The sequence below is a fragment of the Halobacteriovorax sp. XZX-3 genome (assembly GCF_043196495.1).
In the GTDB taxonomy this organism is placed as follows: domain Bacteria; phylum Bdellovibrionota; class Bacteriovoracia; order Bacteriovoracales; family Bacteriovoracaceae; genus Halobacteriovorax_A.
In genome coordinates, this window is sequence record NZ_JBEBMO010000001.1 from 1586672 (window position 1) to 1609958 (window position 23287).

The 23287-nt window shown below is 37.3% G+C and carries 23 protein-coding genes; 7 read left to right on the top strand and 16 right to left on the bottom strand.

Annotation, left to right across the window (positions count from 1 at the left end; genetic code table 11):
- Both rpiB and ahcY read right to left on the bottom strand, forming a co-directional pair.
- On the bottom strand, window positions 1-441 hold the full coding sequence (gene rpiB, locus ABMA70_RS07490; RefSeq protein ID WP_103218845.1) for a ribose 5-phosphate isomerase B: 441 nt from the start codon (window positions 439-441) through the stop codon (window positions 1-3).
- 55 nt (window positions 442-496) lie between these two features.
- Entirely contained in the window at window positions 497-1792 is a 1296-nt protein-coding gene (gene ahcY / locus ABMA70_RS07495; RefSeq protein ID WP_392990696.1) for an adenosylhomocysteinase, read from the bottom strand.
- A gap of 183 nt (window positions 1793-1975) precedes the next feature.
- Between ahcY and ABMA70_RS07500 the strand changes: the two genes are divergently transcribed.
- Window positions 1976-3211, top strand: a complete 1236-nt coding sequence (locus ABMA70_RS07500) for a class I SAM-dependent RNA methyltransferase (RefSeq protein ID WP_103218843.1) — start codon at window positions 1976-1978, stop codon at window positions 3209-3211.
- Between the two features lie 2 nt (window positions 3212-3213).
- Here ABMA70_RS07500 and ABMA70_RS07505 read toward each other — a convergent pair whose 3' ends face one another.
- The 3 genes from ABMA70_RS07505 to ABMA70_RS07515 form a co-directional block, all read right to left on the bottom strand.
- The gene (locus tag ABMA70_RS07505; protein ID WP_146037900.1) at window positions 3214-4017 is read right to left on the bottom strand and encodes a hypothetical protein; all 804 of its coding nucleotides are present in this window, start codon (window positions 4015-4017) and stop codon (window positions 3214-3216) included.
- 39 nt (window positions 4018-4056) lie between these two features.
- Window positions 4057-5781, bottom strand: a complete 1725-nt coding sequence (locus tag ABMA70_RS07510; RefSeq protein WP_392990694.1) for an acyl-CoA dehydrogenase — start codon at window positions 5779-5781, stop codon at window positions 4057-4059.
- A gap of 167 nt (window positions 5782-5948) precedes the next feature.
- Window positions 5949-6704 carry a hypothetical protein gene (locus ABMA70_RS07515; protein WP_103218840.1) on the bottom strand — a complete coding sequence of 252 codons (756 nt, stop codon included), beginning with the start codon at window positions 6702-6704 and terminating at the stop codon, window positions 5949-5951.
- Between the two features lie 202 nt (window positions 6705-6906).
- Here ABMA70_RS07515 and gpmI point away from each other — a divergent pair, with 202 nt between their 5' ends.
- From gpmI to ABMA70_RS07530, 3 genes are read left to right on the top strand one after another with little or no spacing between them, the layout of a single operon-like run.
- Window positions 6907-8430, top strand: a complete 1524-nt coding sequence (gene gpmI / locus ABMA70_RS07520) for a 2,3-bisphosphoglycerate-independent phosphoglycerate mutase (protein ID WP_392990691.1) — start codon at window positions 6907-6909, stop codon at window positions 8428-8430.
- Between the two features lie 8 nt (window positions 8431-8438).
- Window positions 8439-9446 carry a 6-phosphofructokinase gene (gene pfkA, locus ABMA70_RS07525; protein WP_199177567.1) on the top strand — a complete coding sequence of 336 codons (1008 nt, stop codon included), beginning with the start codon at window positions 8439-8441 and terminating at the stop codon, window positions 9444-9446.
- Window positions 9447-9462: 16 nt separating this feature from the next.
- Window positions 9463-11034, top strand: coding sequence for an ArnT family glycosyltransferase (locus ABMA70_RS07530; protein ID WP_392990689.1), 1572 nt, complete (start codon window positions 9463-9465; stop codon window positions 11032-11034).
- Here the strand turns inward: ABMA70_RS07530 and ABMA70_RS07535 are convergent.
- The 11 genes from ABMA70_RS07535 to ABMA70_RS07585 all read right to left on the bottom strand — a co-directional run bounded on the left by ABMA70_RS07535 (window position 11016) and on the right by ABMA70_RS07585 (window position 20381).
- The gene (locus tag ABMA70_RS07535; protein WP_392990687.1) at window positions 11016-11768 is read right to left on the bottom strand and encodes an alpha/beta fold hydrolase; all 753 of its coding nucleotides are present in this window, start codon (window positions 11766-11768) and stop codon (window positions 11016-11018) included. The two genes, ABMA70_RS07530 and ABMA70_RS07535, sit on opposite strands and share 19 nt — an antisense overlap.
- A gap of 3 nt (window positions 11769-11771) precedes the next feature.
- Window positions 11772-12728 (bottom strand): DUF2817 domain-containing protein, encoded by a 957-nt coding sequence (locus tag ABMA70_RS07540; RefSeq protein WP_392990685.1) that lies wholly within the window; start codon window positions 12726-12728, stop codon window positions 11772-11774.
- Complete coding sequence (locus ABMA70_RS07545; protein WP_103218835.1) at window positions 12729-13409, bottom strand: hypothetical protein; 681 nt, start codon at window positions 13407-13409, stop codon at window positions 12729-12731.
- 53 nt (window positions 13410-13462) lie between these two features.
- Window positions 13463-14734 carry a Y-family DNA polymerase gene (locus ABMA70_RS07550; protein WP_392990683.1) on the bottom strand — a complete coding sequence of 424 codons (1272 nt, stop codon included), beginning with the start codon at window positions 14732-14734 and terminating at the stop codon, window positions 13463-13465.
- A gap of 9 nt (window positions 14735-14743) precedes the next feature.
- Complete coding sequence (locus ABMA70_RS07555) at window positions 14744-15139, bottom strand: LexA family transcriptional regulator (protein ID WP_103218833.1); 396 nt, start codon at window positions 15137-15139, stop codon at window positions 14744-14746.
- A gap of 78 nt (window positions 15140-15217) precedes the next feature.
- Complete coding sequence (locus ABMA70_RS07560; protein WP_392990681.1) at window positions 15218-15733, bottom strand: hypothetical protein; 516 nt, start codon at window positions 15731-15733, stop codon at window positions 15218-15220.
- Window positions 15734-15780: 47 nt separating this feature from the next.
- Window positions 15781-16266 carry a hypothetical protein gene (locus tag ABMA70_RS07565; protein WP_103218831.1) on the bottom strand — a complete coding sequence of 162 codons (486 nt, stop codon included), beginning with the start codon at window positions 16264-16266 and terminating at the stop codon, window positions 15781-15783.
- A 53-nt stretch (window positions 16267-16319) separates the two neighbouring features.
- Window positions 16320-17582, bottom strand: coding sequence for a Glu/Leu/Phe/Val dehydrogenase (locus tag ABMA70_RS07570; protein WP_103218830.1), 1263 nt, complete (start codon window positions 17580-17582; stop codon window positions 16320-16322).
- A 109-nt stretch (window positions 17583-17691) separates the two neighbouring features.
- Window positions 17692-18438, bottom strand: a complete 747-nt coding sequence (locus tag ABMA70_RS07575; protein ID WP_146037899.1) for a hypothetical protein — start codon at window positions 18436-18438, stop codon at window positions 17692-17694.
- A gap of 177 nt (window positions 18439-18615) precedes the next feature.
- A complete protein-coding gene (locus ABMA70_RS07580; protein WP_103218828.1) occupies window positions 18616-19497 on the bottom strand; it encodes a ParB/RepB/Spo0J family partition protein in 882 nt (293 codons plus the stop codon).
- A 107-nt stretch (window positions 19498-19604) separates the two neighbouring features.
- Window positions 19605-20381, bottom strand: a complete 777-nt coding sequence (locus ABMA70_RS07585; RefSeq protein WP_158246927.1) for a ParA family protein — start codon at window positions 20379-20381, stop codon at window positions 19605-19607.
- 209 nt (window positions 20382-20590) lie between these two features.
- Here ABMA70_RS07585 and ABMA70_RS07590 point away from each other — a divergent pair, with 209 nt between their 5' ends.
- Genes ABMA70_RS07590 through ABMA70_RS07600 form a run of 3 tightly spaced genes read left to right on the top strand, consistent with a single transcriptional unit; the run spans window position 20591 to window position 23228 of the window.
- Window positions 20591-20908, top strand: coding sequence for a rhodanese-like domain-containing protein (locus ABMA70_RS07590; protein WP_103218826.1), 318 nt, complete (start codon window positions 20591-20593; stop codon window positions 20906-20908).
- Window positions 20909-20936: 28 nt separating this feature from the next.
- Window positions 20937-22043 (top strand): quinolinate synthase NadA, encoded by a 1107-nt coding sequence (gene nadA / locus ABMA70_RS07595; protein WP_103218825.1) that lies wholly within the window; start codon window positions 20937-20939, stop codon window positions 22041-22043.
- Between the two features lie 36 nt (window positions 22044-22079).
- Entirely contained in the window at window positions 22080-23228 is a 1149-nt protein-coding gene (locus tag ABMA70_RS07600; protein WP_103218824.1) for a cysteine desulfurase family protein, read from the top strand.
- Window positions 23229-23287 lie beyond the last annotated feature (59 nt).

Consider the following 23287-nt stretch of genomic DNA (forward strand, 5'->3'; position numbering starts at 1 on the left):
TTAATTTTCACCGAGGTCAGTGAACATGTCAATGCGGGTTTGATGTCTGCCGCCTTCAAACTCAGTAGCAAGCCATACTTTTGTCATGGCCAGAACTTCTTCACTTGATGAAATACGGCCACCAAAACAAATCACATTTGCATTATTATGCTCACGTGAAAGCCTAGCTAAATCGACACTGTGACAAAGGGCCGCTCGAATTCCTTTAAATTTATTAGCAACCATGCAAACACCAATACCAGATCCACAAAGAAGAATTCCTCTTCCCTCTTTCTGAACTGCTTTTGCCAAAGCAATAGCATATTCTGGATAGTGGCATGAGTCAGTTGAGTGAGTCCCTAGGTCCTCGACCTCATAACCTTCATCGATTAAGAATTTCTTAACTGCTTCCTTTTGTTCGAAAGCACCATGATCAGTAGCTAGAAAAATCTTTTTGCTCATAGTTTTACCTTAAATAAGAAAGCCTCCTTTCGGAGGCTTCATATATAGCAGTTGCTTAGTATCTGTAGTGTTCTGGCTTATATGGACCTTGAACTGGGATGTCTAGGTACTCAGCTTGCTCAGCAGTTAATGTATCGATTTCAACATTAATTCTTTCAAGGTGAAGCATAGCAACTTTTTCATCCAGGTGCTTTGGTAGCATATAAACTTTGTTCTCATACTTACCAGCATTGTCCCAAAGTTCCATTTGAGCAATTACTTGGTTACAGAATGAGTTAGACATTACGAATGATGGGTGACCAGTAGCACATCCAAGGTTAACTAGACGACCTTGAGCAAGAAGGATAATTCTTCTTCCATCTTTTGAAGTATACATATCTACCTGTGGCTTGATGTTATCTTCTTCGTAGTTATTGTGTAGGTGAGAAATTTCGATTTCTGAATCGAAGTGACCAATGTTACATACGATTGCACCGTCTCTCATCTTATCAAGGTGTGAAGCATTGATAACTTTTAGACAACCAGTAGTTGTTACGAAGATATCACCTTCAGAAGCTGCTTTATCCATTTTCATTACTTCGAAACCTTCCATTGCTGCTTGAAGAGCACAGATTGGATCGATTTCAGTAACGATAACTCTTGCTCCTAGACCTTTGAAAGACTGAGCAGAACCCTTACCAACATCACCGTAACCAACAACAACACAAGTTTTACCTGCGATCATTACGTCAGTTGCACGCTTGATACCGTCTACTAGAGACTCTCTACACCCGTAAAGGTTATCAAATTTAGACTTTGTTACAGAGTCATTGATGTTGATTGCTGGCATCTTAAGAGTACCTTTTCTAACTCTTTCATATAGCCTGTGAACACCAGTAGTTGTTTCTTCAGAAAGACCTTTGATTCCTTCGATTAATTCAGGATATTTGTCGTGAACCATATTTGTAAGGTCACCACCATCATCAAGGATCATGTTAAGAGTTGATCCATCTGCCCACTTAAGAGTTTGCTCGATACACCAGTCGAATTCCTCTTCGTTCATACCTTTCCAAGCAAAAACAGGAATTCCAGCAGCAGCGATTGCAGCAGCAGCTTGATCTTGAGTTGAATAAATATTACATGAAGACCATCTTACTTCAGCACCTAGCTCAACTAGAGTCTCAATAAGTACAGCTGTTTGAATAGTCATGTGAAGACAACCAGCGATTTTTGCACCTTTAAGTGGCTTTGCCGCTCCAAACTCTTTTCTTAGAGACATTAGTCCCGGCATTTCAGTTTCAGCGATCTTAATTTCTTTTCTTCCCCAGTCAGCTAGAGAGATGTCTGCTACTTTGTAATCTGTAAAGCTCATGTTTCCTCACTTTATGTATGAATAAATCTTTATATATTTATGTTCGAAACTATATCAGCATATGCTCCAAGTTTGAACCCTATACAAAGGAAATTAGCCTATTTTATTGAGGAAAATGAACGAATTTTTACCAACTTAAGCCTTTTTCTTTGACACATACCTAAATAAATCATAAATCGAGTCATGGAAAAATATCAGAAGTCGAACAAAGTCATTAATGACAAGAGTTTTTATTTTGCCTCTTGCCCAAGAGGTTGCGAACAATATCTAGTAAATGAGCTACGTGCTAACGGTATCGAGGCCAAGGCCGGCCGTGGTGGAGCTTCATTTAAGGCAAGAAATAAGGCCACAGTTGAATATATCTTCAACGCTAGAATTGCTTCTCGTGTCTTTAAAGAAGTTGGCTTCTTCTATATTCGTGACGAAAAACAAATCTATAAAAGAGCAAGTGAGCTTCCATGGGAAGACTATATTACTCCAGAGCAAACTTTTAAAATCAACACTCTTCTAGATGGTGAGAGTAAGGAGCTTTTTAGAAGTTCTATCTTCCTTTCACAAACTCTAAAAGATTCACTTGTTGATTATATGAGAGATAAATTTAACAAGCGTCCAAATGTAGAGACAAATGAACCTAACGTTAGCTTTCTTCAACGTGTTGAAAAAGTTAAAGAAGGCTGTAAGGTAATTGTTTACGCTGACATGGTTGGAACTTCTCTTGATAAGCGTGGCTATCGTGAAAGCGGACACCGTGCGCCACTTCGTGAAAACTTAGCGGCTTCTCTTATTGCAGAAACAAAATGGGACTGCCAAGGTCCATTCTATGATCCAATGGCAGGTTCAGGAACAATTTTAATTGAAGCAATTTTCTACTTCTTGAAATTATCGCCAGCATTTTTAAGACTTAAACAAAATACGACTCCGTATTCTTTTACAGGTCAGCCGTGGTTTCATGATTCGAATCTAGTTGATTGGTACTTTGATAAAGTTCACGAGATCATGAAAGATTCACAGGAAAGAATAGATTCAATTCCAAATGATAAGTTCTATTGCAATGATGCTGATGTTGAAAACTTTAAACTCATGAGAACTCACCTTCTCAACTGTTTTGGCCGTGTTGATTTCGTAAACTTCAACTGCGAAAACTTCATTAATTCACAAGCACCTGCGGGATTTGAAAGAGGTTTAATCCTATTTAACCCTCCTTATGGAGAGCGTATTCAAGCGATTGGTGGTCTTGATATTAACGACTTCTATTTCGAGATGGGTGAAACTCTTAAAAATAACTTCAAGGGTTCTACAGCATTTATTCTTACAGCTCACGGGCCACTAAGAAAAAATATTCGTTTAAAAACAAGTAAGAAAACAGAGTTTTTAAATGGCGACATTGAATGCCGCCTTTTAAAATATGAATTACTATAATCTTAGCTTTCTAAGAATTCTGTTAAATTCATCGCAAGCTTAGGTAAAGCGTATTTAAGAAGAGCATTCTTATTTACGACTTTATCTTTATGCTTCGTTGACTTTGAAAAGAAGTAACCACTAATTTCAGAATCTTTTAGAAAAAGAGTATGTCCCTTTCCTGCAAATTTTCTTAAAACATAATCTGAATCGAGAAGACAGATATCTCGAATCATAAAGTTACGAGCTAGATAAATGATAATAACGCTTGCTGAAAGATCACATAGAGACTTTCTAACTTTTACACCTTTTGGAGATGTTTGATCTCCCCAGTGCACGACAACTTCAACTCTCTTATCACCAACGTAAAAATCAAAACCTCGTTGTGATGTCGACTTTTGTTGCATTAGACCGAAGATACATTTTGCGTACCACTCCCCCAACTGAACAGGAAGCTTCTTACCATTAAAAATAATTCGCTCATCGCGAAGAATATCATAAACCTTATTAACTGTTTCAATAGCGTCAAAGATTCTTTTGTTATCCGGTAAGTGAATAATTAGAACCTGCTTAGCATGAGATCTTTTCATCTTTCGAGAAAATTGTTTCTCATACCATTCAGAAAATTCTTTATCACCTACGAGCTCAAGTGAGTCGTAGATAAATCCACGACTAAGTAAGCTTTCCTCATCAAAGCCTTCAACTTTCTTTTTCATGAAACTTAAAGGAGCATACTCTCCTTTCTTTTTCATGATATAAACATTGTCTTTATAGTAGTCTGTACTACCACGAGTCGCCTCATTAAATAGATCGACTCCTTTTTCCATTTCTTGCATCTCTCACATACCCTTGTGCTTAATCTTTAATTAAACATTAATCGAAGTTAAATCTTCCTCGAAGTTTAAAACACTATGTGCGAGTCCAATATTTCTCGTTAATTGGTACTGACAAAAAACTTTAAAATCATCGATTTTAGACTGATAATATTTCTTCTCTTCTTCACCTGTTGCCGTCTTTAATTCATTTTGAGCAATACAAGCATGCTCAAGAAGAAGCCATGAAACGACAAGGTTTCCACAATAACTTAAAAAATCAGTTGCGTGAGCTAGAACTGCGCTTTGATTCTTTGCCGCCATAAACGATCCGAATTTCTTCACAACTTCTTCACTCATCTCCATTGATTTCCCAATCATTGAAACTTCATGAGGGTACGCCTTGGCTTCTTCTCTATTCATTGTCGCTTGAATCTTCTTACCTACATTAAAGAATGTTTCGCCTTTATCCATAAGAATTTTTCTCATAACAAAGTCGATCGCCTGGATACCATTTGTACCTTCATAAATTGTTGCAATCTTTGTATCACGCATAAATTGCTCAATTCCATACTCAGTACAGTATCCGTAACCGCCGTGAACTTGAACACCTTCACTTGCGATATTTACACCCTCATCTGTACAAAATCCCTTACAGATCGGAGTAAATAATGCGATTTCTTTTTCAGCTTCATCATCACCTTTTTCAGCTTTATCAAAAAGGTTTGCTGTATAAAGAGAAAGAGCTCTCAGTCCACGTCCCGTAGATCTCATTTTAAGAAGCATTCTCTTAACATCTGGCATATTGATAATTTCGGTACCAAATTGAGAGCGCTCTCTTGCATATTGCTCAGTAAGCTCAAAGCAAAGATTTGATTGAGCTTCACCTTGAAGGCCACAAAGAAGCCTTGCCTCATTCATCATGATGAACATATTTGCCATTCCATCAAACTCTTTCCCAATCAGTTCTCCAACACACTCACCATCTTGGCCAAATGTTAATTCGCATGTTGCCTGTGCGTGAATCCCCATTTTATGTTCTAGCTTTGTGCACTTAACATTATTTGTCTCACCAGTTTCAACGTTAAAGCGTGGAACGATAAAAAGGGAAAGTCCCTTCGTACCTTCTGGAGCACCAGGAGTTCTTGCTAGAACAAGGTGGATGTTATTTTCGTAAAGATCACTTTCTCCAGAAGAGATAAAAATCTTCACACCATTGATTGCGTATTTCCCGTTATCAAGAGGTTTTGCCGTCGTCTTTGCGTTCCCAACATCAGATCCAGCACCAGGCTCAGTAAGACACATTGTGCCTCCCCACTCTCCTGTCATCATCTTTGTCACAAATAGATCTTTCTGTTCTTGAGAACCAACCTTAAGAATTACATTCATGGCACCTTGAGACAGTCCGTAGTACATTGACCACGCAACATTTGAACCAATTGCCATTGAAGTACATGCAACTTTCATTGCGTGAGGAGCTGGCATTCCACCAACCTCTTCAGGATAACCAAGTGCATACCAACCATTCTCATAGAAGGCTTTATTTGTTTGGTGAAAAACTTCTGGAACAATAACTTTTCCATCAACGTGCTTTACGCCAATCTCATCACTAATTTGACGAGTTGGATAAATTTCATTTTCAACGAATTTATCGAATTGAGTTAGGATATCTTTTAATTCAGCTTCACCATATCCAAGCTCGCTTGCTTCGTCTTGAATTTTGCACGCTTTAAATAGATTGAAATTCACATCCATTAAATCTGTACGATACTTTGCCATATAATAGTCCTTTTTTAATACTAAAACAGTTCTATTATAAATGATGTTCAGATTTCATGCACGTGTAGACACAATTTAGCCGGAGTAAATTAGGTTAAATTTAATAAAAAAGCGCGAACAATGCCGCGCTTTTTAGTCAGGTATAAATTTAAAATCGTTTTTATTTATTAGTGAGCCGAAACTCCTACACTTGTTGCTCTTAAAACTGGTTGTAAAGCAAGTGGTGCATTCATATTAATAAGGGCCCTTTTTCCGTTAATTGTCACAATCCACTCCACTGCATATGTTTGTGCAACTTGAGTACAAAATTGTATCGATCCATTGTAGTAGCTTCTTACCCAATTATAGTCATTACACATTCCATCTTTATATGGAGCATATCCATAACCATAACGTTTAAAAAGTGTACCATTTGCATCAGACTCTTGTACTTTATTGGCCAAGAAAGTAGCTAATTGTGAAATAGTAGATCCAAATGCGCCATCAAGAGACTCATTACTACGTGCAATTCTTCCATCTCTATAGAGACCACGATATCCACCGACAGTATAGCCAGATGAAGACGAAGAAGATGATGAAGTACATATAGTTCCTAAACTCATTCCAAATACTTCAAAATCATCACAATTACCTGAATTATTTGATCCTGATAAATTATCAAAGCTAGAAATTGTATAAATAGGATATTCAGAATCGCCAATACTTCTATTTGCAAAATTATTATTCACAATTGCTTGAGATAATTCATCCGCAGTGCTTAAGCTATTTGGTAAGCCTCTTGCTGTATCAACATACTCACTAGCAGAGCCAGCAGCGTAATTTCCATAAGTGCTTCCATTTCCAGACCCACCGTCAGATCCACACCCGACAAGCGAAGCTAGAACAATAACTGAAAGTAATGTGTTCTTAAGGTTAAGTTTCATAGTATTCTCCAAAATTCTCTGTGTTTGCGTGTGTTTAAACTATTTGCCTATATATATACAAGTTGTGTGCCAAGTTTTAAGATGAGATTACAGTCCTTTACAAAGACCTAGTGTTTAAAAAATGAACACGATAGAGTATTTTGTCTAATCTTTGGGTAGTATTAGAATAAGGATTGAATAAGCTTTTAACGGGAATCAATTTATGTCGATTAAAAATATTAGCCAAAAGGCCCTTCTTGTCATCCTAGATGGCTTTGGGATTAGTGAAAACACTGAAAAGAATGCGATTCGAGATGCAAAAACTCCAGTTTTGGATGAATTGTTTAAAAGTTATCCATTTACAACGATCCAAGCAGGTGGTGTTTTAGTAGGTCTTCCAAAAGGTGTTGTTGGAAATTCGGAAGTTGGCCATATGAACTTAGGTGCGGGACGTGCCATTCGCCAGGATTTAGTTCGTATTAATGAAGCAATTAAAAATCATACTTTTGGTGAACTTCCTAAACTGAAGGAACTCATTGAAGTAGCAAAGAAAAATAATAATCGCATTCACCTCATGGGACTTCTTTCGGACGGTGGAATTCACTCACATATTGAACACACAAAAGAAATCATCAAATGTCTTAAGAAAGAAGGTATTGAAGTTTTCTTACATGCTTTCATGGATGGTAGAGATACACCGCCAGCATGTGGTGAAATGTATTTAAAAGAGATCGTTGATTTTGAAGGATCACACTTTGCTTCAATGCAAGGCCGCTCAATTGGAATGGATCGTGATCGCCGTTGGGAAAAAATCAAATTAGCATATGATATGTTCCTAGGTCATGGTGATGTGACTGACTTATCACCTATTGAATATCTCAATAGTGAGTATGAAGCTGGTCGCACTGATGAGTTCGTATCGCCGACACTCTTTAATAAAGACTACGCTATTAAAGAAGGAGACTGCGTCTTCTTTACAAATTTTAGACCCGATCGCGCAATTCAGTTAACAATGGCATTTAACTATCCAGAGTTTACTGAGTTTGAAAGGCCATTCTTTCCAGCAATGTTTCTATGTATGACGCCATTTATTCCGGATGAAATGGAACTTCCAATTTTATTTGATAAAGAGAAGCTTCAAGGAACAATGACTGAGTACTTAAGTAGTATTGGAAAGAAGCAATTAAAGATTGCTGAGACTGAAAAGTATGCACACGTAACATTCTTTTTTAATGGTGGAGAAAAGAAGCCTTTTCCAAATGAAGAACATTTTCTAATTCCTTCGCCAAAAGAAGTTTCAACTTATGATGAAAAGCCACAAATGAGTGCGCCAGAAGTAACAGAGAATTTAATTTCTAAATTAAGTGACTTTGACTTTAGTGTCGTAAACTTTGCAAACTCAGATATGGTTGGACACACAGGTAAATATGAAGCTGCAGTTCATGCTATTGAAACACTTGATGAGTGCGTAGGAAAACTAGTACAAAAATGTCTTGATGAAAATATAACTATTATTATCACTGCCGATCATGGCAATAGTGACCAAATGGTACATAAGGATGGAACACCACATACAGCTCATACAGGAGCACCGGTACCGTTTTGTGTTATCAATAGCGCATTAAAGGATAAAGCTTTTACTATAGCACCGGGGGATCATTCGCTAATGGATGTCTCACCTACTTGTCTTTATATTATGGGGATTGATCGTCCAGCAAGTTTTACTGGCCATCATATTTTTGAATAGGAAATTTTATGAGTGAAGTTGAAAAAGATGTAAAGTCGATTAAAACAATTGCTGTTCTTTGTAGCGGTGGCGATAGCCCAGGAATGAACTGTGCGATTAGAGCAGTCGTTCGTACTTGTATTGCAAATGATATTGAGATTTATGGAATTCGTCGTGGTTTTGCAGGTCTACTCGAAGGATCGCAACACAAAATGGATGCCGCAAGTGTTGGTAACATTCTTCAAAAAGGTGGAACAATTCTTCAAACTTCTCGTTGTCCTGAATTTATGCAACCAGAGATAAGAAGAGAAGCGGCACATATTCTTAAGAGAAAGAATATTGATGCCTTAATTGTTATTGGTGGTAATGGTTCATTTAATGGTGCTTGGGAGCTTCACAAGGAACACGGTGTTCCAGTAGTTGGAATTCCTGGAACAATTGATAATGATATTGAAGGAACTGATTATTCAATCGGTTTTGATACTGCCGTTCAAACTGCTATTGAAGCCGTGGATAAAATTCGTGACACTGCACACTCACACGATCGTACATTCATTGTTGAAGTAATGGGGCGAAAGTCTCCTGCTATCGCTCTTCACGTAGGACTTTGTACTGGAGCAGAAAATATTATCTTCCCTATTCAAGATGAAAGTAATGTTGATGTTGACACAATTGCGACAGATATTAAACGTGGACTTCAGCGTGGAAAAGGTTCTTCAATCATCATTGCTGCTGAAGGGGAAACTGAAGGTCTGTCTCACTACGTTCACAACAAACTTCTTGAAGATCACAAGATTGATTCACGTGTTTGTATCCTAGGACATATTCAACGCGGAGGAAACCCTACTGGTCGTGATCGCTTTATTGCAACCCAAATGGGACATCTTGCTGTTAAATCACTTCTTGAAGGAAAAACTGCAATTGTTACAGCAGAACAAAATGGTCAAATTGTTGTCGAAAACTTAGAGAAGTGTCTTGGCAAAAAATTTGAAGTTGAAGAGAAATACGTAGATATGGTTAAAACCTTATCAAAATAAAACGAAGTTTATAAATATGACAAAAGTTTCAGATAAGAATTTATTTATTATTTTTACATTCCTATTTTCAATTTTCTACTTTTGGGACATTGGAAATATTAGTGCCCCAAGACAAGGGACAGAATCATTATATGTGCAAATATCACAAGATATGTATGACACAAATAATATTATGACACCCCACTACCGCGGAGAGAGACATTGGTCAAAACCACCAGTTCATTTCTGGCTGCCGTTTCCTATTTATGTACTAATGGGAGAATCTTCTTTAACAGGTGCACGAGCGTCGATGGCATTTCTTACAATCGCTCTCGGTATCTTGACTGCAGTTTGGTTAAAAAGAAGATTTAATATTGAACCACTATTATCTCTGGCCTTCTTTTTAGGAGGTTATGGTGCTATTAAATTTGGTCGAACATTTATGATGGAAACATCTCTATCTCTTCTTCCATTTATTAGCTCACTCTTTCTTTTTGACTACTTAAAGACAAAGGCTAAAAAGTATTTTATTTGGGCGATTCTTTTTGGAGCGGCTGGAGCTCTAATCAAAGGCCCTGTTTCAATTGTTATGAGCTTTCTTGCAATGTCTCTTTATCAAGCTTTCTTATTCAAGAAAGAAAAGCGCTTTATTATTAAAGAGTGCTTTTTCTATTTTCTATCGATTACTATTTTGAGTTGTCTTTGGTACTTCATTAGTTATCTAAACTATGGTGAAGAGTTTTTCAATTACTTCTTCGTAAGAGAAAATGTAGGAAAATTTGATCAAAAGCCAATGCCAATGATTAAGGTATTCCAAGGACTCATTCTCTATTCTCTTCCATGGTTATTAATTCTTCCATTTGCTTGGAAGAAAGTAAGAGAAAACTTTAAGAACTTAAATAATGAAACATATTTTTTCTTTGCACATTTTTTATGTTTCTTTATCACATGGTTAATTCCATCTCAGAGATCACACCACTATGCAATACCATCAATTCCATTCCTAATGGTTTTCATGCTCTTGCAAATTGATATTGAAACTATTCGAGAAAAGGCAAAAGGTATCCTTTTTATCTTCTTGCCAATTAATATCCTATTTTTGGCCATTGGATGCCTACTCCTTTATTTTTCTGATGGAGTAACGATCGTTGCCAATTTACTATTTGTTGCTCTAATTATTGTGACAAATATTTTCATTCTTAAAAGAAAGATGCTCATTGCTTTCAACACGATGGGACTATATTTAATTTTCTTATGGTCAGTTGTTGCATCTCAATTTTACATCTTACCTGTTCCACAAGCCGCTCAAGGTCTTTTCAAAGATAAAAATGTAGCACTAGTTGATCGTCGTTCTTACTTTTACGAGCAAACTCTTGAGATGAATGTTGAGCCAATTAGCTACGCAAATATCTCTTCATTTCTAGAGAAAGAAAACACTGTGGTTATTACTGCAGAATCAAAAACTCCTTTAGAGTATCGTAAGAATTTAAGAATTTTAGCAAAATGGCAAAAATGGAAGAGAAGAGTTAAATGGCCACATATAAAAGCGGCCCTTAATGCACGCTCTTATGGGCCATTAAAAGAAGATGTTTATTTACTATCTAAGTAATGCTCTTCAATCTTTTTAATGATCCATTCAGGATCGTCTAGAGGTAAATCGTGTCCCGCTTGTTCATGTAGTTCAAGCGCGGCACCAAGCCTTTTAGAAATTTCAACACTGCATTTATAATTTGCAAGCTTATCTTGCTTACCTGCAAGCAACAAGACATCAGTTTTCAATTTCTTAGGTAAACGGTAGTGTGATGCCGCAATTAACTGCCTTACAAAGTTAGCGCGATTAAGAGGTCTTTCCTCAAAATATGCAGCATATGCATCAAGTAAATCATCAGACAACTCTTTCATCTTAACAGTTAAAGATAAGGCCTTTTCTTCTCGTTCGCGGTGATTGTTATTAAAGGCCAGTTTTGAAAAGGTCGTTACTGCTTCAAGAGACATACGATGATAAATTTTCCCTGAGTCACTCGTTGAAGTGTTAAGAAGAACAGCATGTTCAAAGTCATCGTTATGTCGCTCACACCAATCAAGGGCCATCATTCCCCCCATTGAAATTCCGATAACACTCCACGGGCCATCATTTTCTTCTTTAAGTTTTAGCCAATCACTTCTCATATCTTCAACATAATCAGATATCTTTAATGGAGACTTCTCTTCATTCTTGCTACCAACACCCAAGTAATCAATTGCAAAGACATGATTTGTGCCTTTCATTTTTTTTACATAGTCAGGGAATTCATACCAATGTCGACTATCTCTTGCTAAACCCCTAAGAAGCAACCAATTCATAACTTACCTTTTCACCCATGCTTTAGAACTTCCAACAGCTCGAAAGAGAAATTTAATTAGCATAATATGTCTTCTCATCGTTCGATCATATCGATGAGACTTAAGAGGATTAAATAATCCTCCTCTTCTAAATATTTGTAATGGATTCTTTTTAACCCAAATCCAACTTCCCATCTCAAGAGTTAAAGGTAGATAGACTCCCTCTGGATTTTTTTCTAAATACTCATCATATAGATAATCCCAGGCATCACCTTGGATTGTATAACTTTCAGATGTCGGCTCTATTCGATAAATATGATGAGGATGGGTTTCATTTAATAAGTGCTCTAGGTTTTCCATTTCTGTTATATGCTTAAAAGGTGTAAGCGTTCTGGCATAAGGATACCAAAGTCGATCTCTTAGGCCAAAGCCAGAATGGAAGTCGACAGAGATAGCACGCTGAGATTCAAATATATGTTCTTTCACATAGTCTACTAGAGTTTGAAGTTCATGCTCCATTTGATCACTATTTCCCTGATACCATGGAAGCTTATCTGATAACTTATGTCCTGATAGTAGAAATTTTGTTTTCTCATGAGTTCGCGATGGTGAGTTTCTCATAAGATCAATATTGTTTGGATTAGAGCGGCGATGATGATACATGCCCCATGGATTGATAAGAGGAATCGATACGATTCTAAACTTCTCTAGGCTTCGTCTTAACTCTTCATCCCAAGATAGTTGTTTAAATAATGAAGAAAGATAAGTAACAACGACTTGTGTCCCTACTTTTTCTAGTCCGTGAATACCACCAAATAAACCTAGAACCGGAGCGCTTGGATCTGAGCTACCAATTTCAAAACTATGAATTGGATAGCTCTCACCTTCATGATTAATACGTGTAATTTCACGACAACGAATGAGTGGGTCTTCGATACAAGTTAATTCGCTTATGGCATTTAACTCATCGAAGTCTTTCATTTATGACCTCTGGAAAGTCTTGTCGTTATAAGGAAATAAGAAAATAACGAAGAACATTGCACACCCAACAAGTTCTACAACTTCTCCTTTTTTACCGTGATCAATTAAGCTTACTAGAATAAACATTAAAAGATAAAAAAGAGAGTGCATTAACTTTGGAACAGGAACTGCAAAGTCATCAACAAGATACTGAATAAAACCAATTGCTCTATAGAGAAATGGAAGAATTAATACATAAACACCAACAATAATTCCGACAATAAGACCAAAGATAATTTTATTAACTTTGAAATCACCGAATTTTAAGTTGTGGAGTGTAATATCATTTTGTGTATTGTATTGCTGAAAAAACTCAGGCGCAGTCACGTTGAAAATTCTTTGGCCCCACGCAATCTCTTCTCCAAATCCAAAAAAGAAAAGTGCTGCAAAACCAAGAAGCGCAAATGAGAATAATTTTGGCTTTGTACCTTTTAACTTAAAGTAGCGCCACAGACAGACAAATGAAACGAGTAGTAGATAGATGGCCTGTTGTATTTCTAAGAATCCATCTTCAACTGTGTAAACATCGCTAAACCATTGAGGATTCGCTTTCGCAAAATACATTCCAAAGAATACCATATGGGCGATTGATGTTAATATTACTGCTTCAAATATATTAATCTTGTCTTTAAATATGCTCATTTCGTCATTATAGTCACGTCATCAACTAATGGCAATATATGTCATCGCTGACACTACGAACATTTTGGCAATTCGCTCCAACCTGTGACATAGCGCAAAGAAACTTTCTCCCTTCGCATTTTCCATGCCTGATTATCGACCCCACAGGCCATTGACCTAACCATGCCACTTCCCTCTCGTCGATTAATTTTATCAATGATTTCCATTAGCTTCACACTTCGTGGATCATCTAATTCTTCAAATAGGCTTTGTTGGATAATCTCTGAATCTGAAAAGTCTCCAAGCTTTACTCCGGCCTTTTTAAAACAAACCCCCATGCGAAAGAGATCATCAAGGGCCGCCCATGCATACTTGATAATTTTTCTGGTATCACTTGTTGGACCAAGAAGCTTAACTTTGTCTTTACCATAATATGGCGTTTGATCGATCTTATGTGGATCACTTAAACAAAAAACTTCAATAGTTGAACACAAGCTCTGCTGATTTCTCATTTTCTCACTGGCATTTGTTACATAATTGGCCACTGATTCTCGCAAGCTTTTTAGATCCACAACACTTGTACTAAAGCTTCGTGAACATAGAATTTCTTTCTTTTTAGGCTGAGCTTCTTCTAACTCAAAACAGGTAATTCCTCGTAACTCATCTTGAGTCATGCGACCTAGCTTAGTTAAAAGTCTTTGTATGACATGAGTATTTTTGAACTTCTTAAAATCATACGCCGTTTTAATTCCAATGCTTTTTAACTTTACGCTATTCTTCCTTCCAATTCCCCACACGTCTTCAATAGGAGTTCTCTGAAGTGCAATATCTTGCAACCTCTCTTCTAGAATACAGACGACTCCTTGCGCCTTTTGTGACTTCTTCCCAATATGATTGGCCACTTTTGCGAGAGTCTTTGTTGGAGCAATACCAATACTTACGGGAATCCCCGTCCATTGCAGCACAGTTTTTCGAATATGCTGACAGTACTCATTTAAATCTCCGCTAACACCAGTTAAATCAATAAAGGCTTCATCAACGGAGTAGATCTCTATTGATGGAGCGAAGGTAGCAAGAACATGCATTACCCGATCACTGATATTTGTATACAAAGAAAAATTAGAAGAAAAAACATGAACATCGTGTGACTCACAAAGCCTCCTTACTTTAAAGTACGGGTCCCCCATTTTTACTCCCAAGGCCTTAAGCTCAGGAGTTCGAGAGACAAAGCACCCATCATTATTTGATAAGACACCAACAGGTTTATTTCTTAACTCAGGTCGAAATAGTCTTTCACAAGAACAGAAGAAGGAATTACAATCCACCAACGCATACACTTTCTCCATCGTAAAACCTCATAACTCTTTCATGTCACGGGCCACGGCCACAATTGGCCCCCACACCAAGAAGTCCATTTCTTCTGAAATGATAATGTCTCGATGCAGGGGATTGTGTGAGCGCAAAATGGACTTTCCATCTTGTCTAATGAATCTCTTGCACAAGAACTCTCCGTCCAGATAAACCACGGCAACTCGACCGCTCTTTACTTCTAAAGATCGATCGATAACCAGGACGTCACCGGGCATAATCAATGGTTCCATCGAGTCACCTTGTGCTTCAAAGAAAAATGTCGCAGAACGATTCTGTACAAAACGATCATCTAGAGATTGATAATTCTGTATGTGATCCTCGCTGATTCCAAAGAGTCCACAATTTGCAATCGGTAGTTTTGCTCTAATTTTCTTTTCCATGAAAGTTAGTATAACTTACGCATAACTTACGCACAAGAAAAAGAATTACTTTCCCACCTTAATAGTAATTACAGTAACTTACGATGCGTCGGGGAATTTAATAATCTCATCAAGGGGAATAAAGTACGTAAGTCCTCGAAGATCTTGGGTGTAGCTTGCAATCACTTTCAAGTTCATAGCATCCAATCTCTCTAAAAAAGCATGGGATGTTTCATCAAATCGAAAGGGCTCAATCTTTCCTCGTGTTGAGATTCTTCCTGCGCAAAGACAATCATTTAAGTTTTGAATGGGAAGAACCCCGGCCATTGACCAATAGAGAATCAAAAGTGGTAACTCAAGCCAGCGATAACGTTCTTCTTTAGAACTTAGAGAGCCTAAAACCATATTGTCATCAATGCACAGAACATAGCGCTTTGGTGAGATTTTCAAGTTGTACTTCTTTGAGAGAAAAATAAACTTCTCTTTTATCGACTTTCCTTTTGTACCAAGACCAACAATTTCAAGTCCGGGAACTCCCTTTGAAGCATAACCATAAATTTCTGTTAAATGTCCCTTCCCCCCAAGAGGTAGAAGACCTAGCATTTGCTTGTGCATAATCCCTCCTATTACTAAGAGTGCAAGAGTCATGAATTTTTTTTTAATTATAAATTACTAGAATTAGGGATCTTAGCTTTTGACTGATAAAAACATTTTAAATGAGGAGGATAAATTTCTAGAATCATCGCAGATGAAACTTCAAGAGAGTGAGCGAAGTCTCCCTTTAAACTTTGACAAGAGCCTTTTGCGTCCTTACAAAATTTTTCGTACTTATCTTTACATGTAAGTTCAAGAATAACAGTATCAGAGAAATGACAAGAGACCTTTCCATCAACAAGGTCAAAGCGAGCTTTTGTGTAATTTAGTTTTTTTGAAAACTTAGATTCACAAAATTTTGCAATCTCAAACTCTTTTCCCATGCAATCGATCTTCGTTGTCGAAGACTTACTCATTAACATTGCATCTTTTACACCAAAAAATTCACACACCTTTGCGTAGCTGAAAATCTTGCGATCAGCGCCAGTAACAAGTTCACTAGTAACACTAGCGAAAATGCAGAATGTAAAAAGAAGTGTTGCAATATATTTCATAATAAAAAAAAAGCGCGCCCATTAAGGACGCGCCTATGATTGTAATATAAATCTTAACCTGGGAAAAGACCTCTAAGTCTCATTGCTCTCTCTAGTCTTCTTAGAGCGGCAACGAAAGCAGCCTTTTTCATATCAATATCATATTTCTGGTGAGCTTCATAAACATTCTCGAAAGCATCTTTTAGGATGTCGTGAAGTTTTTTGTTGATCTCAGAAAGATCCCAGAAGAAGTTCTGAAGACCTTGTACCCACTCAAAGTAAGAAACGATAACACCACCAGCGTTACAAAGAATATCTGGAACTAGGAATGAACCATTCTTAGTTACGATATCAATCGCAGCTTTATTAAGTGGACCGTTTGCACCTTCTGCAATGATCTTAGCTTTAACATTGTGAGCATTCTTTTCAGTGATAACACCATCGATTGCTGCAGGGATTAAGATATCAACTTCAAGAGCGAAAAGTTCTTCGTTAGAAATTTTCTCTACTCCATCCATATCAGCAAGAAGGCGTCCACCTTTTGCCCAAGCAACAGCTTTTTCAATATCAAGGCCATTTGGATCATAAATAGCACCTGAAACATCAGATACAGCAACGATCTTTGCACCTTGTGCTTGAAGGTCTTCAGCAGCAGGAACAGCTACCTTACCAAAACCGTGAATTGCAACTGTTGTATTTGTATCAATTGTCATTCCAAGTTTCTTTGCAGCAAAGTTAACACAGAATGCAACACCTTTACCTGTAGCTTCACTACGACCTAGTGAACCACCAACAGTAATTGGCTTTCCTGTTACTACACCTGGAACAGTGTAACCTTTTAATTGAGAATATGTATCAAGCATCCACGCCATTGTTTGACCGTCAGTACCAATATCTGGTGCTGGAATATCAATCGTTGGACCGATAATCATGTTGATCTCAGTAGTGTATCTTCTAGTTAGAGACTGAAGCTCTTGACGAGAAAGTTTTGTTGGATCAACACAAATACCACCTTTTGCTCCACCTAGAGGCAGACCAACAAGGGCACATTTAAAAGTCATAAGCATAGCAAGACCAGCTGTTTCAGCTAAATCTACGCCTGGGTGAAAACGTACTCCACCTTTTCCAGGCCCAAGAGTCATATTGTGCTGAACTCTGAATCCTTGAAAAGTTTTAACAGTACCATCGTCAAGACGAATAGGAACTGCTACTTGAAGTGCTCTTTTTGGGTGTTTAAGTCTGTCGGCAACGTTTGGATCAAGTCCCATAATTGCTGCAGATTCTTCTAATTGCGCAATGGCATCCTGGTATAGTGGATTATCTAGAAGATTGCTCATTTTTTTAACTCCGTTATACGTAAAATAAGGACTAATTTACTCCTATTGTAACGGAAGCGCTAGCTTTTGCTTAGGGCAAAAGCTGACTTTTTTTGGCGAATTCGGTTAATTAGAAATTGAATGGTGCATGATAATTAATGCGCAGCACATGGTCAGCATTACTTCCCCCTACCATATCAATTGAAGACGCTCTTGCTCTCAAGTTATTTGTGATGGCCTGTTCAACATAGAATTCAACAGTCGTCCCTGCCGGATTGTAATCAACAGAGGCAATAGTACGGTTATCATTAAATTTCTTTTGTAGCTGCATTGTCACGCCATCAGATAAAGAAAGGTGTGTGTTTGCATCGATATAAGGATTGATAAACTTAATTGTTGCAAGACCTTTTAGAACCTTCGCTCTAAACTTCACTTTAAAATTTGGTAGAAGCTCAGCTTCAGAACTAGGTGAAAGAGTATCTTTCATATTTCCAACGGCTTCAAGAGTTGAGCCTTTCTTAGCAGATTTAACAGAGCCTGAAATTCTCTTATCAATATATCTTAGAAATTGCTTATTAAAGTAGCGCTTTCTCTCATCAAGAGTCGATAGTCGATAGATCGTCGTCGTAGAAAGATCCCAATTTTTTACGTATTCATCGCGTTCTTGTAGCTGATGGTAGTGATTAGACATACGCTGAAGGACGCCGGCCTTATCGTAAACAAAGACGTAATCAAGAAATGTTTTATACTCTTCAGGCTTTGGCGTGTAGTCAACATCTGCATAGAAGCTTTGCGGAGTACGATCTTGAATCTTCACTCTAGGGTTGAAGTTTTTAAACAAAGTTAGGTCAGAAGCAACTGTCTGAATAGTAAACACTACCAGAGTTAGCTGTATAAACCTTGAACAGTGTGTATAAAATTTCTCTCTCTTGTTTGCCTTGTTTAGCATCGTAAGCCCCTCAAATTACATAAGTAATATGTTTAATTACTAATATAATTTGCAAGGACGATGCCAAAGGTGAACTAGTTAAACTAGCTCACCTAAAAGCAGCGATTACATATCTACGATATTTTGTGTTTCTTTAAGAAGTTGATTTAGAAGCGCTTGCGTGTCTTTATCAAGCTTCTTTGATTTAGCTTGAGATTTAAGCGTCTTGATGAATGCATTAGCAGTAAGTCCCTTTGGAACTGTTGGAGTTTTCTTAACTTTACCAGCTTTTAGGACACCACCATCTTTAATGGCCTTCTTAAGCTCAGCTCTTTTAGTCAACTCACCTTTATAAAGCATTTTTGTAAGTTTAGTCTTAAGAACACCTTTTTCAAGAGCATCAAGTTCAAGAAGAACATACTTCTCAATATTAAATGCTTTTGCTGCTTCCTTAATTTTCTTGCCCATTTTAGCAATCATTAGTGAGCGGTGAACTTCAGACTTTGAGATACCAAGTGCAGCTTGGATCTTTCTTTCACTAGCTTTTGTCGCTTTTTGGTAATTAAGAATACCATCTGCTTTATCAATATAGTGAAGCGCTTCTCTTGAAGAGTTTTCAGAGAACTGAATTGCCATAAGCTCTTGTTCTGTCTTCTTATCAAGAATAAAACAAGGACACTTTTCTTTCTTAATAAGTGTCATGGCACGGTAGCGTCTTTCACCACAAATTAGAACTAGTCTGCCTAATTTATCTTTATGAAGAACAAGTGGTTGAATTAGACCGTTTTGCTTAATGTTTTCAGAAAGCTCTTTAAGAGAGCTATCATTAAACTTCGTTCTAACCTGTTCTTTAACTACGATTTCTTTTAAATAAACTTCATCAAGCTTAGCACCTTGAAGAAGGCGATCACCCGATAGTCTTTCAACTACTTTACTATCTAGACCTTCAGTTAGATCGATTGTCTTTCTTTGTCTTTTAGAAACTCTTGGAGCAAAGTCTTTTGCCATAAATTCCTCTTCCCTATGTTGAGACTGTTTTCCTTTAAAGAGGGCCAGTCACACACACATGGCCCCTTTAAAAGCGAAACACATCCGTGTGTCTCAAAAATTATAGATTATAGATTTAATGATTCCCAAAGTGCCGTGTAATCACCGTGACCACGAGACTTTTTCCCCATCTTACAGATAGGTCTTCTTAACGAAATTGATTCTTGCATTTGAACAAGATTTCTAATTGGTGGCGTAATATTGAAAGATTGAGCAAGTTCTTCAAGTCTCTGCCTTTCAATCTTTCTTCTAGTATTAACCATTGATGGAATAATTGAAAATTCAAGTGATGGATTTTCAGTTTCTTTAATAATTTCGAAAGTATCCATTAACTCTTCTAGACCATCAATTGAGTAGTCCTGTGCCTGAGTTGGGATAAGAATTCTATTTGAAGCAACTAGTGCCATAATAAGCTCATCTCCAAGCATTGGAGGAGTATCGATTACAACGTAATCAAACATTCCTTCAGGAACTTGCTCAAGTCTAAGTCTCATCAACCTTTCCTTACGACCTGCTTCTTTTCTAATCTCACCTTCTGAAAGGATGAGAAGTTTAGAAAGATTGGCCATATGACGGCTTGATGGAATAACTGTGATATTCTTATGAAATTTCCCCTTACCTTCTGATGGAACCATAACGTCTTCAATAGTAACGTCACCAATTAACCACTCAGGGATAAGAGTTCTGTGAATTTGTAAATTAAAAGTTGAACTTAGATTGGCCTGTGAATCTAGGTCAATAACAAGTACTTTGTTCCCTTTATTAGCTAAGTGTGTCGCTAATTGGTAGCACTGCATTGTTTTCCCAACACCACCCTTGTTATTTGCAACCGTAATAACTTCCATGTAAGCTCCCTCGGTCATCCCTTTGACCGTAATAAAAGACTATCTATATAAAATGTTAAGAAAACTATCACGCAACGTCAAATACCTGATAAAACATTTTTTTTAACTTAGCGCAACACGAACTGGAACCAATTTTAAGGATGTTCAGATGACAGCTCGTTTCAAATGTTCTATCTTCCAAAACGTCAATTATATAAGGAGATGACACAATGATTAACTTTATGGAAGTTGGTGAATTAAAAGATTTAATGGACAAGAATACAGACCTAGTTTTAGTTGATTGTCGCGAACAAGATGAGTGGGATGCTGGCCATATTGATGGTGCTATCTTTATTCCTCTTTCTGATTTTGCAAATCAATTTGGTAATCACCTAACTGACAAATCAAAGAAGATCGTTGTTCAATGCCGCAGTGGAAAGAGAAGCTTAACTGCTTGTCAATTTCTACTAGAAGAAGGATTTGAAGACCTTTACAACCTTGAAGGCGGAATTCTTGCTTGGGACGAAAGCGGTTACCCAATCAAATAATTAATCTTAAAATCGAGAAGGAAGAAAAATGTTAGATCTATTCGGTAAAGAAGAAGTTCACCGTCCGATAATTTCTCAAGAAGAGTTATCTGATGAAGAAGTACTAGTTGAGTTAAGAAAGATCAAAGAAGAACTTAAAGATCAAGTTGTGGTTCTTGGACATCACTATCAGCAAGACGACGTTATTGAATTTGCAGACTATAAAGGTGACTCACTAAAGCTAGCACAAGATGCAGCCGTTTTAGACAAGCCTTATATTATTTTCTGTGGTGTTCACTTCATGGCAGAAACAGCAGATATGCTAACGAATGAAGATCAACACGTAATCCTTCCCGACATGCAAGCTGGATGCTCGATGGCCGATATGGCAAATCGTGAAGAGATCGATAAAGCATGGGCATTCATGCAAAGATCAACTAATGATAAGATCATCCCAATTACTTATATCAACTGTGCAGCAACTCTTAAGTCATTTGTTGGCGAGAACGATGGAACAATTTGTACTTCATCAAATGCACACAACATTATCAAGTGGTCCTTTACTCAGGGACAAAAACTACTATTCTTCCCTGACCAACACTTAGGACGCAATACTTGTTTTGATCTAGGGATTCCACTAGAAGATATGGTTGTTTACAACCCAAATATGCTTAATGGTGGATTAACAGCAGAACAAATCGATAATGCAAAAGTAATTCTTTGGTACGGATTCTGCTCTGTTCACCAAGGCTTTACTGCAGCTCAAGTTGAACAAATTAAAAAAGATAAACCTGATACAACTGTTATCGTACACCCTGAGTGTAACTTTGATGTTGTACAAGCAGCTCATGACAATGGATCAACTGCATACATCATTAATAAGATTAAAGATGCACCAGCTGGTTCTAAATTTGCCGTTGGAACAGAAATCAACTTGGTTAACAGACTAGCAAATGATTTTCCAGACAAAGAAATCACTTCCCTGTCACCTTACCAGTGTTTGTGTACAACAATGTATCGAGTAAGACCTCGTTGGCTACTTGCCAGCTTTAGAGCAATTAAGGAAAATAAACCTATAAATATAATTAAAGTAGATGAAAAAACAAAAGAGTACTCATTAAAAGCACTTAATAAGATGCTTGAGCTGAGTAAGTAATAGGTTTAATACACAAGATTAAGGAAGAGGGACAACATGCAAGAAATTTACGCGGATTACAATGGTAGTGCTCCAATTTGTAATGAAGTTAAGGAGTATATTATCAACCGACTTAACAAGGGGCCATTTGCTAACCCAAATGCTACTCACCACGTCGGCGCTCGCGTAAAAGTTGCAATGGAGAATGCTCGTTCAGTATGCGCAAAGCTTTTAGGTGCGCATATGAGCCAACTAGTTTTTAACTCAGGCTCAACTGAAGGTATCTCAACTGTTTTCCAATCTGTTTTGTTAAATAACCCAAAAAAGAAAATCATCATCTCGGGTATTGAGCATTCAGCGGTAAGCAATAATGCTCAATTCTATGCAGATAACTTTGGTTGTGAAGTATACACACTTCAAACGAAACCAAATGGTATCGCAGATATTGAAGACCTCATTAATCATATCGATGACAATACTGCTCTTGTTGCAGTAATGGCCGCTAATAATGAAACTGGTGTTATCCAGCCATATAACGACATTGCAAAAATCTGCCAAGAACAAGGCGTACCTTACCTTTGTGATACAACTCAATTTGTAGGTAAAACTTGTTTTAACTTTGAAGAGTCAGGTATTGATTATGCAGTGATCGCTGGACACAAAATTGGCGGAATGACAGGCTCTGGTATTCTCGTAGCTAAAGATCCTACAACATTAAAGCCTCTTATCATTGGTGGTGGTCAAGAAAAAGGCCTACGTGGTGGAACACAAAACTACTTAGGTAACGAAACTCTTGCAGTAGCGCTTACATATTCAATGAATAACCTACAAAAACACGAAGCTATTAATAGCAAACGTGAAGAATTTGAAAAGAATATTAAAGCTAAGTTTCCACAAGTTGTTATCATTGGTGAAGAAGCTCCAAGACTTTCTTCAACAACATATCTTTCATATCCAGGTATCCACGGACAAGCAGTTCAAATGGAGCTTGAGTCGGAAGGTATTTATGTAACAACTTCATCAGCATGTTCTGACAATAATCCTCAGACATCTAAAGTTCTTAAGGCCATGGGAGTAGCTGACGATATTGGTCGCGGCGTAGTGAGAATTTCTTTAGGGCTATGTAACGATCCGGCCCTCTATGATAGAATTGAAAATGCACTTACAATTGCATATGAAAAACTATCTAAAATTAGAAGCTACTAGAACTTGAAAAAAAACAAATTACTAATACCTATATTGATACTTATCGGAGTTATCACTTC

Bases quoted from the DNA above. Each gene is read 5' to 3' on its own strand.
- ABMA70_RS07585 (WP_158246927.1), bottom strand. From the start codon at position 20,381: ATGGAAGTTATTACGGTTGCAAATAACAAGGGTGGTGTTGGGAAAACA.
- ABMA70_RS07515 (WP_103218840.1), bottom strand. From the start codon at position 6,704: ATGAAACTTAACCTTAAGAACACATTACTTTCAGTTATTGTTCTAGCT.
- ABMA70_RS07530 (WP_392990689.1), top strand. From the start codon at position 9,463: ATGACAAAAGTTTCAGATAAGAATTTATTTATTATTTTTACATTCCTA.
- gpmI (WP_392990691.1), top strand. From the start codon at position 6,907: ATGTCGATTAAAAATATTAGCCAAAAGGCCCTTCTTGTCATCCTAGAT.
- ABMA70_RS07505 (WP_146037900.1), bottom strand. From the start codon at position 4,017: ATGGAAAAAGGAGTCGATCTATTTAATGAGGCGACTCGTGGTAGTACA.
- pfkA (WP_199177567.1), top strand. From the start codon at position 8,439: ATGAGTGAAGTTGAAAAAGATGTAAAGTCGATTAAAACAATTGCTGTT.
- ABMA70_RS07590 (WP_103218826.1), top strand. From the start codon at position 20,591: ATGATTAACTTTATGGAAGTTGGTGAATTAAAAGATTTAATGGACAAG.
- nadA (WP_103218825.1), top strand. From the start codon at position 20,937: ATGTTAGATCTATTCGGTAAAGAAGAAGTTCACCGTCCGATAATTTCT.
- ABMA70_RS07560 (WP_392990681.1), bottom strand. From the start codon at position 15,733: ATGCACAAGCAAATGCTAGGTCTTCTACCTCTTGGGGGGAAGGGACAT.
- ABMA70_RS07600 (WP_103218824.1), top strand. From the start codon at position 22,080: ATGCAAGAAATTTACGCGGATTACAATGGTAGTGCTCCAATTTGTAAT.
- ABMA70_RS07510 (WP_392990694.1), bottom strand. From the start codon at position 5,781: ATGGCAAAGTATCGTACAGATTTAATGGATGTGAATTTCAATCTATTT.
- ABMA70_RS07535 (WP_392990687.1), bottom strand. From the start codon at position 11,768: ATGAATTGGTTGCTTCTTAGGGGTTTAGCAAGAGATAGTCGACATTGG.
- ABMA70_RS07580 (WP_103218828.1), bottom strand. From the start codon at position 19,497: ATGGCAAAAGACTTTGCTCCAAGAGTTTCTAAAAGACAAAGAAAGACA.
- ABMA70_RS07500 (WP_103218843.1), top strand. From the start codon at position 1,976: ATGGAAAAATATCAGAAGTCGAACAAAGTCATTAATGACAAGAGTTTT.
- ABMA70_RS07540 (WP_392990685.1), bottom strand. From the start codon at position 12,728: ATGAAAGACTTCGATGAGTTAAATGCCATAAGCGAATTAACTTGTATC.
- ABMA70_RS07555 (WP_103218833.1), bottom strand. From the start codon at position 15,139: ATGGAAAAGAAAATTAGAGCAAAACTACCGATTGCAAATTGTGGACTC.
- ABMA70_RS07570 (WP_103218830.1), bottom strand. From the start codon at position 17,582: ATGAGCAATCTTCTAGATAATCCACTATACCAGGATGCCATTGCGCAA.
- ABMA70_RS07550 (WP_392990683.1), bottom strand. From the start codon at position 14,734: ATGGAGAAAGTGTATGCGTTGGTGGATTGTAATTCCTTCTTCTGTTCT.
- ahcY (WP_392990696.1), bottom strand. From the start codon at position 1,792: ATGAGCTTTACAGATTACAAAGTAGCAGACATCTCTCTAGCTGACTGG.
- ABMA70_RS07545 (WP_103218835.1), bottom strand. From the start codon at position 13,409: ATGAGCATATTTAAAGACAAGATTAATATATTTGAAGCAGTAATATTA.
- ABMA70_RS07565 (WP_103218831.1), bottom strand. From the start codon at position 16,266: ATGAAATATATTGCAACACTTCTTTTTACATTCTGCATTTTCGCTAGT.
- rpiB (WP_103218845.1), bottom strand. From the start codon at position 441: ATGAGCAAAAAGATTTTTCTAGCTACTGATCATGGTGCTTTCGAACAA.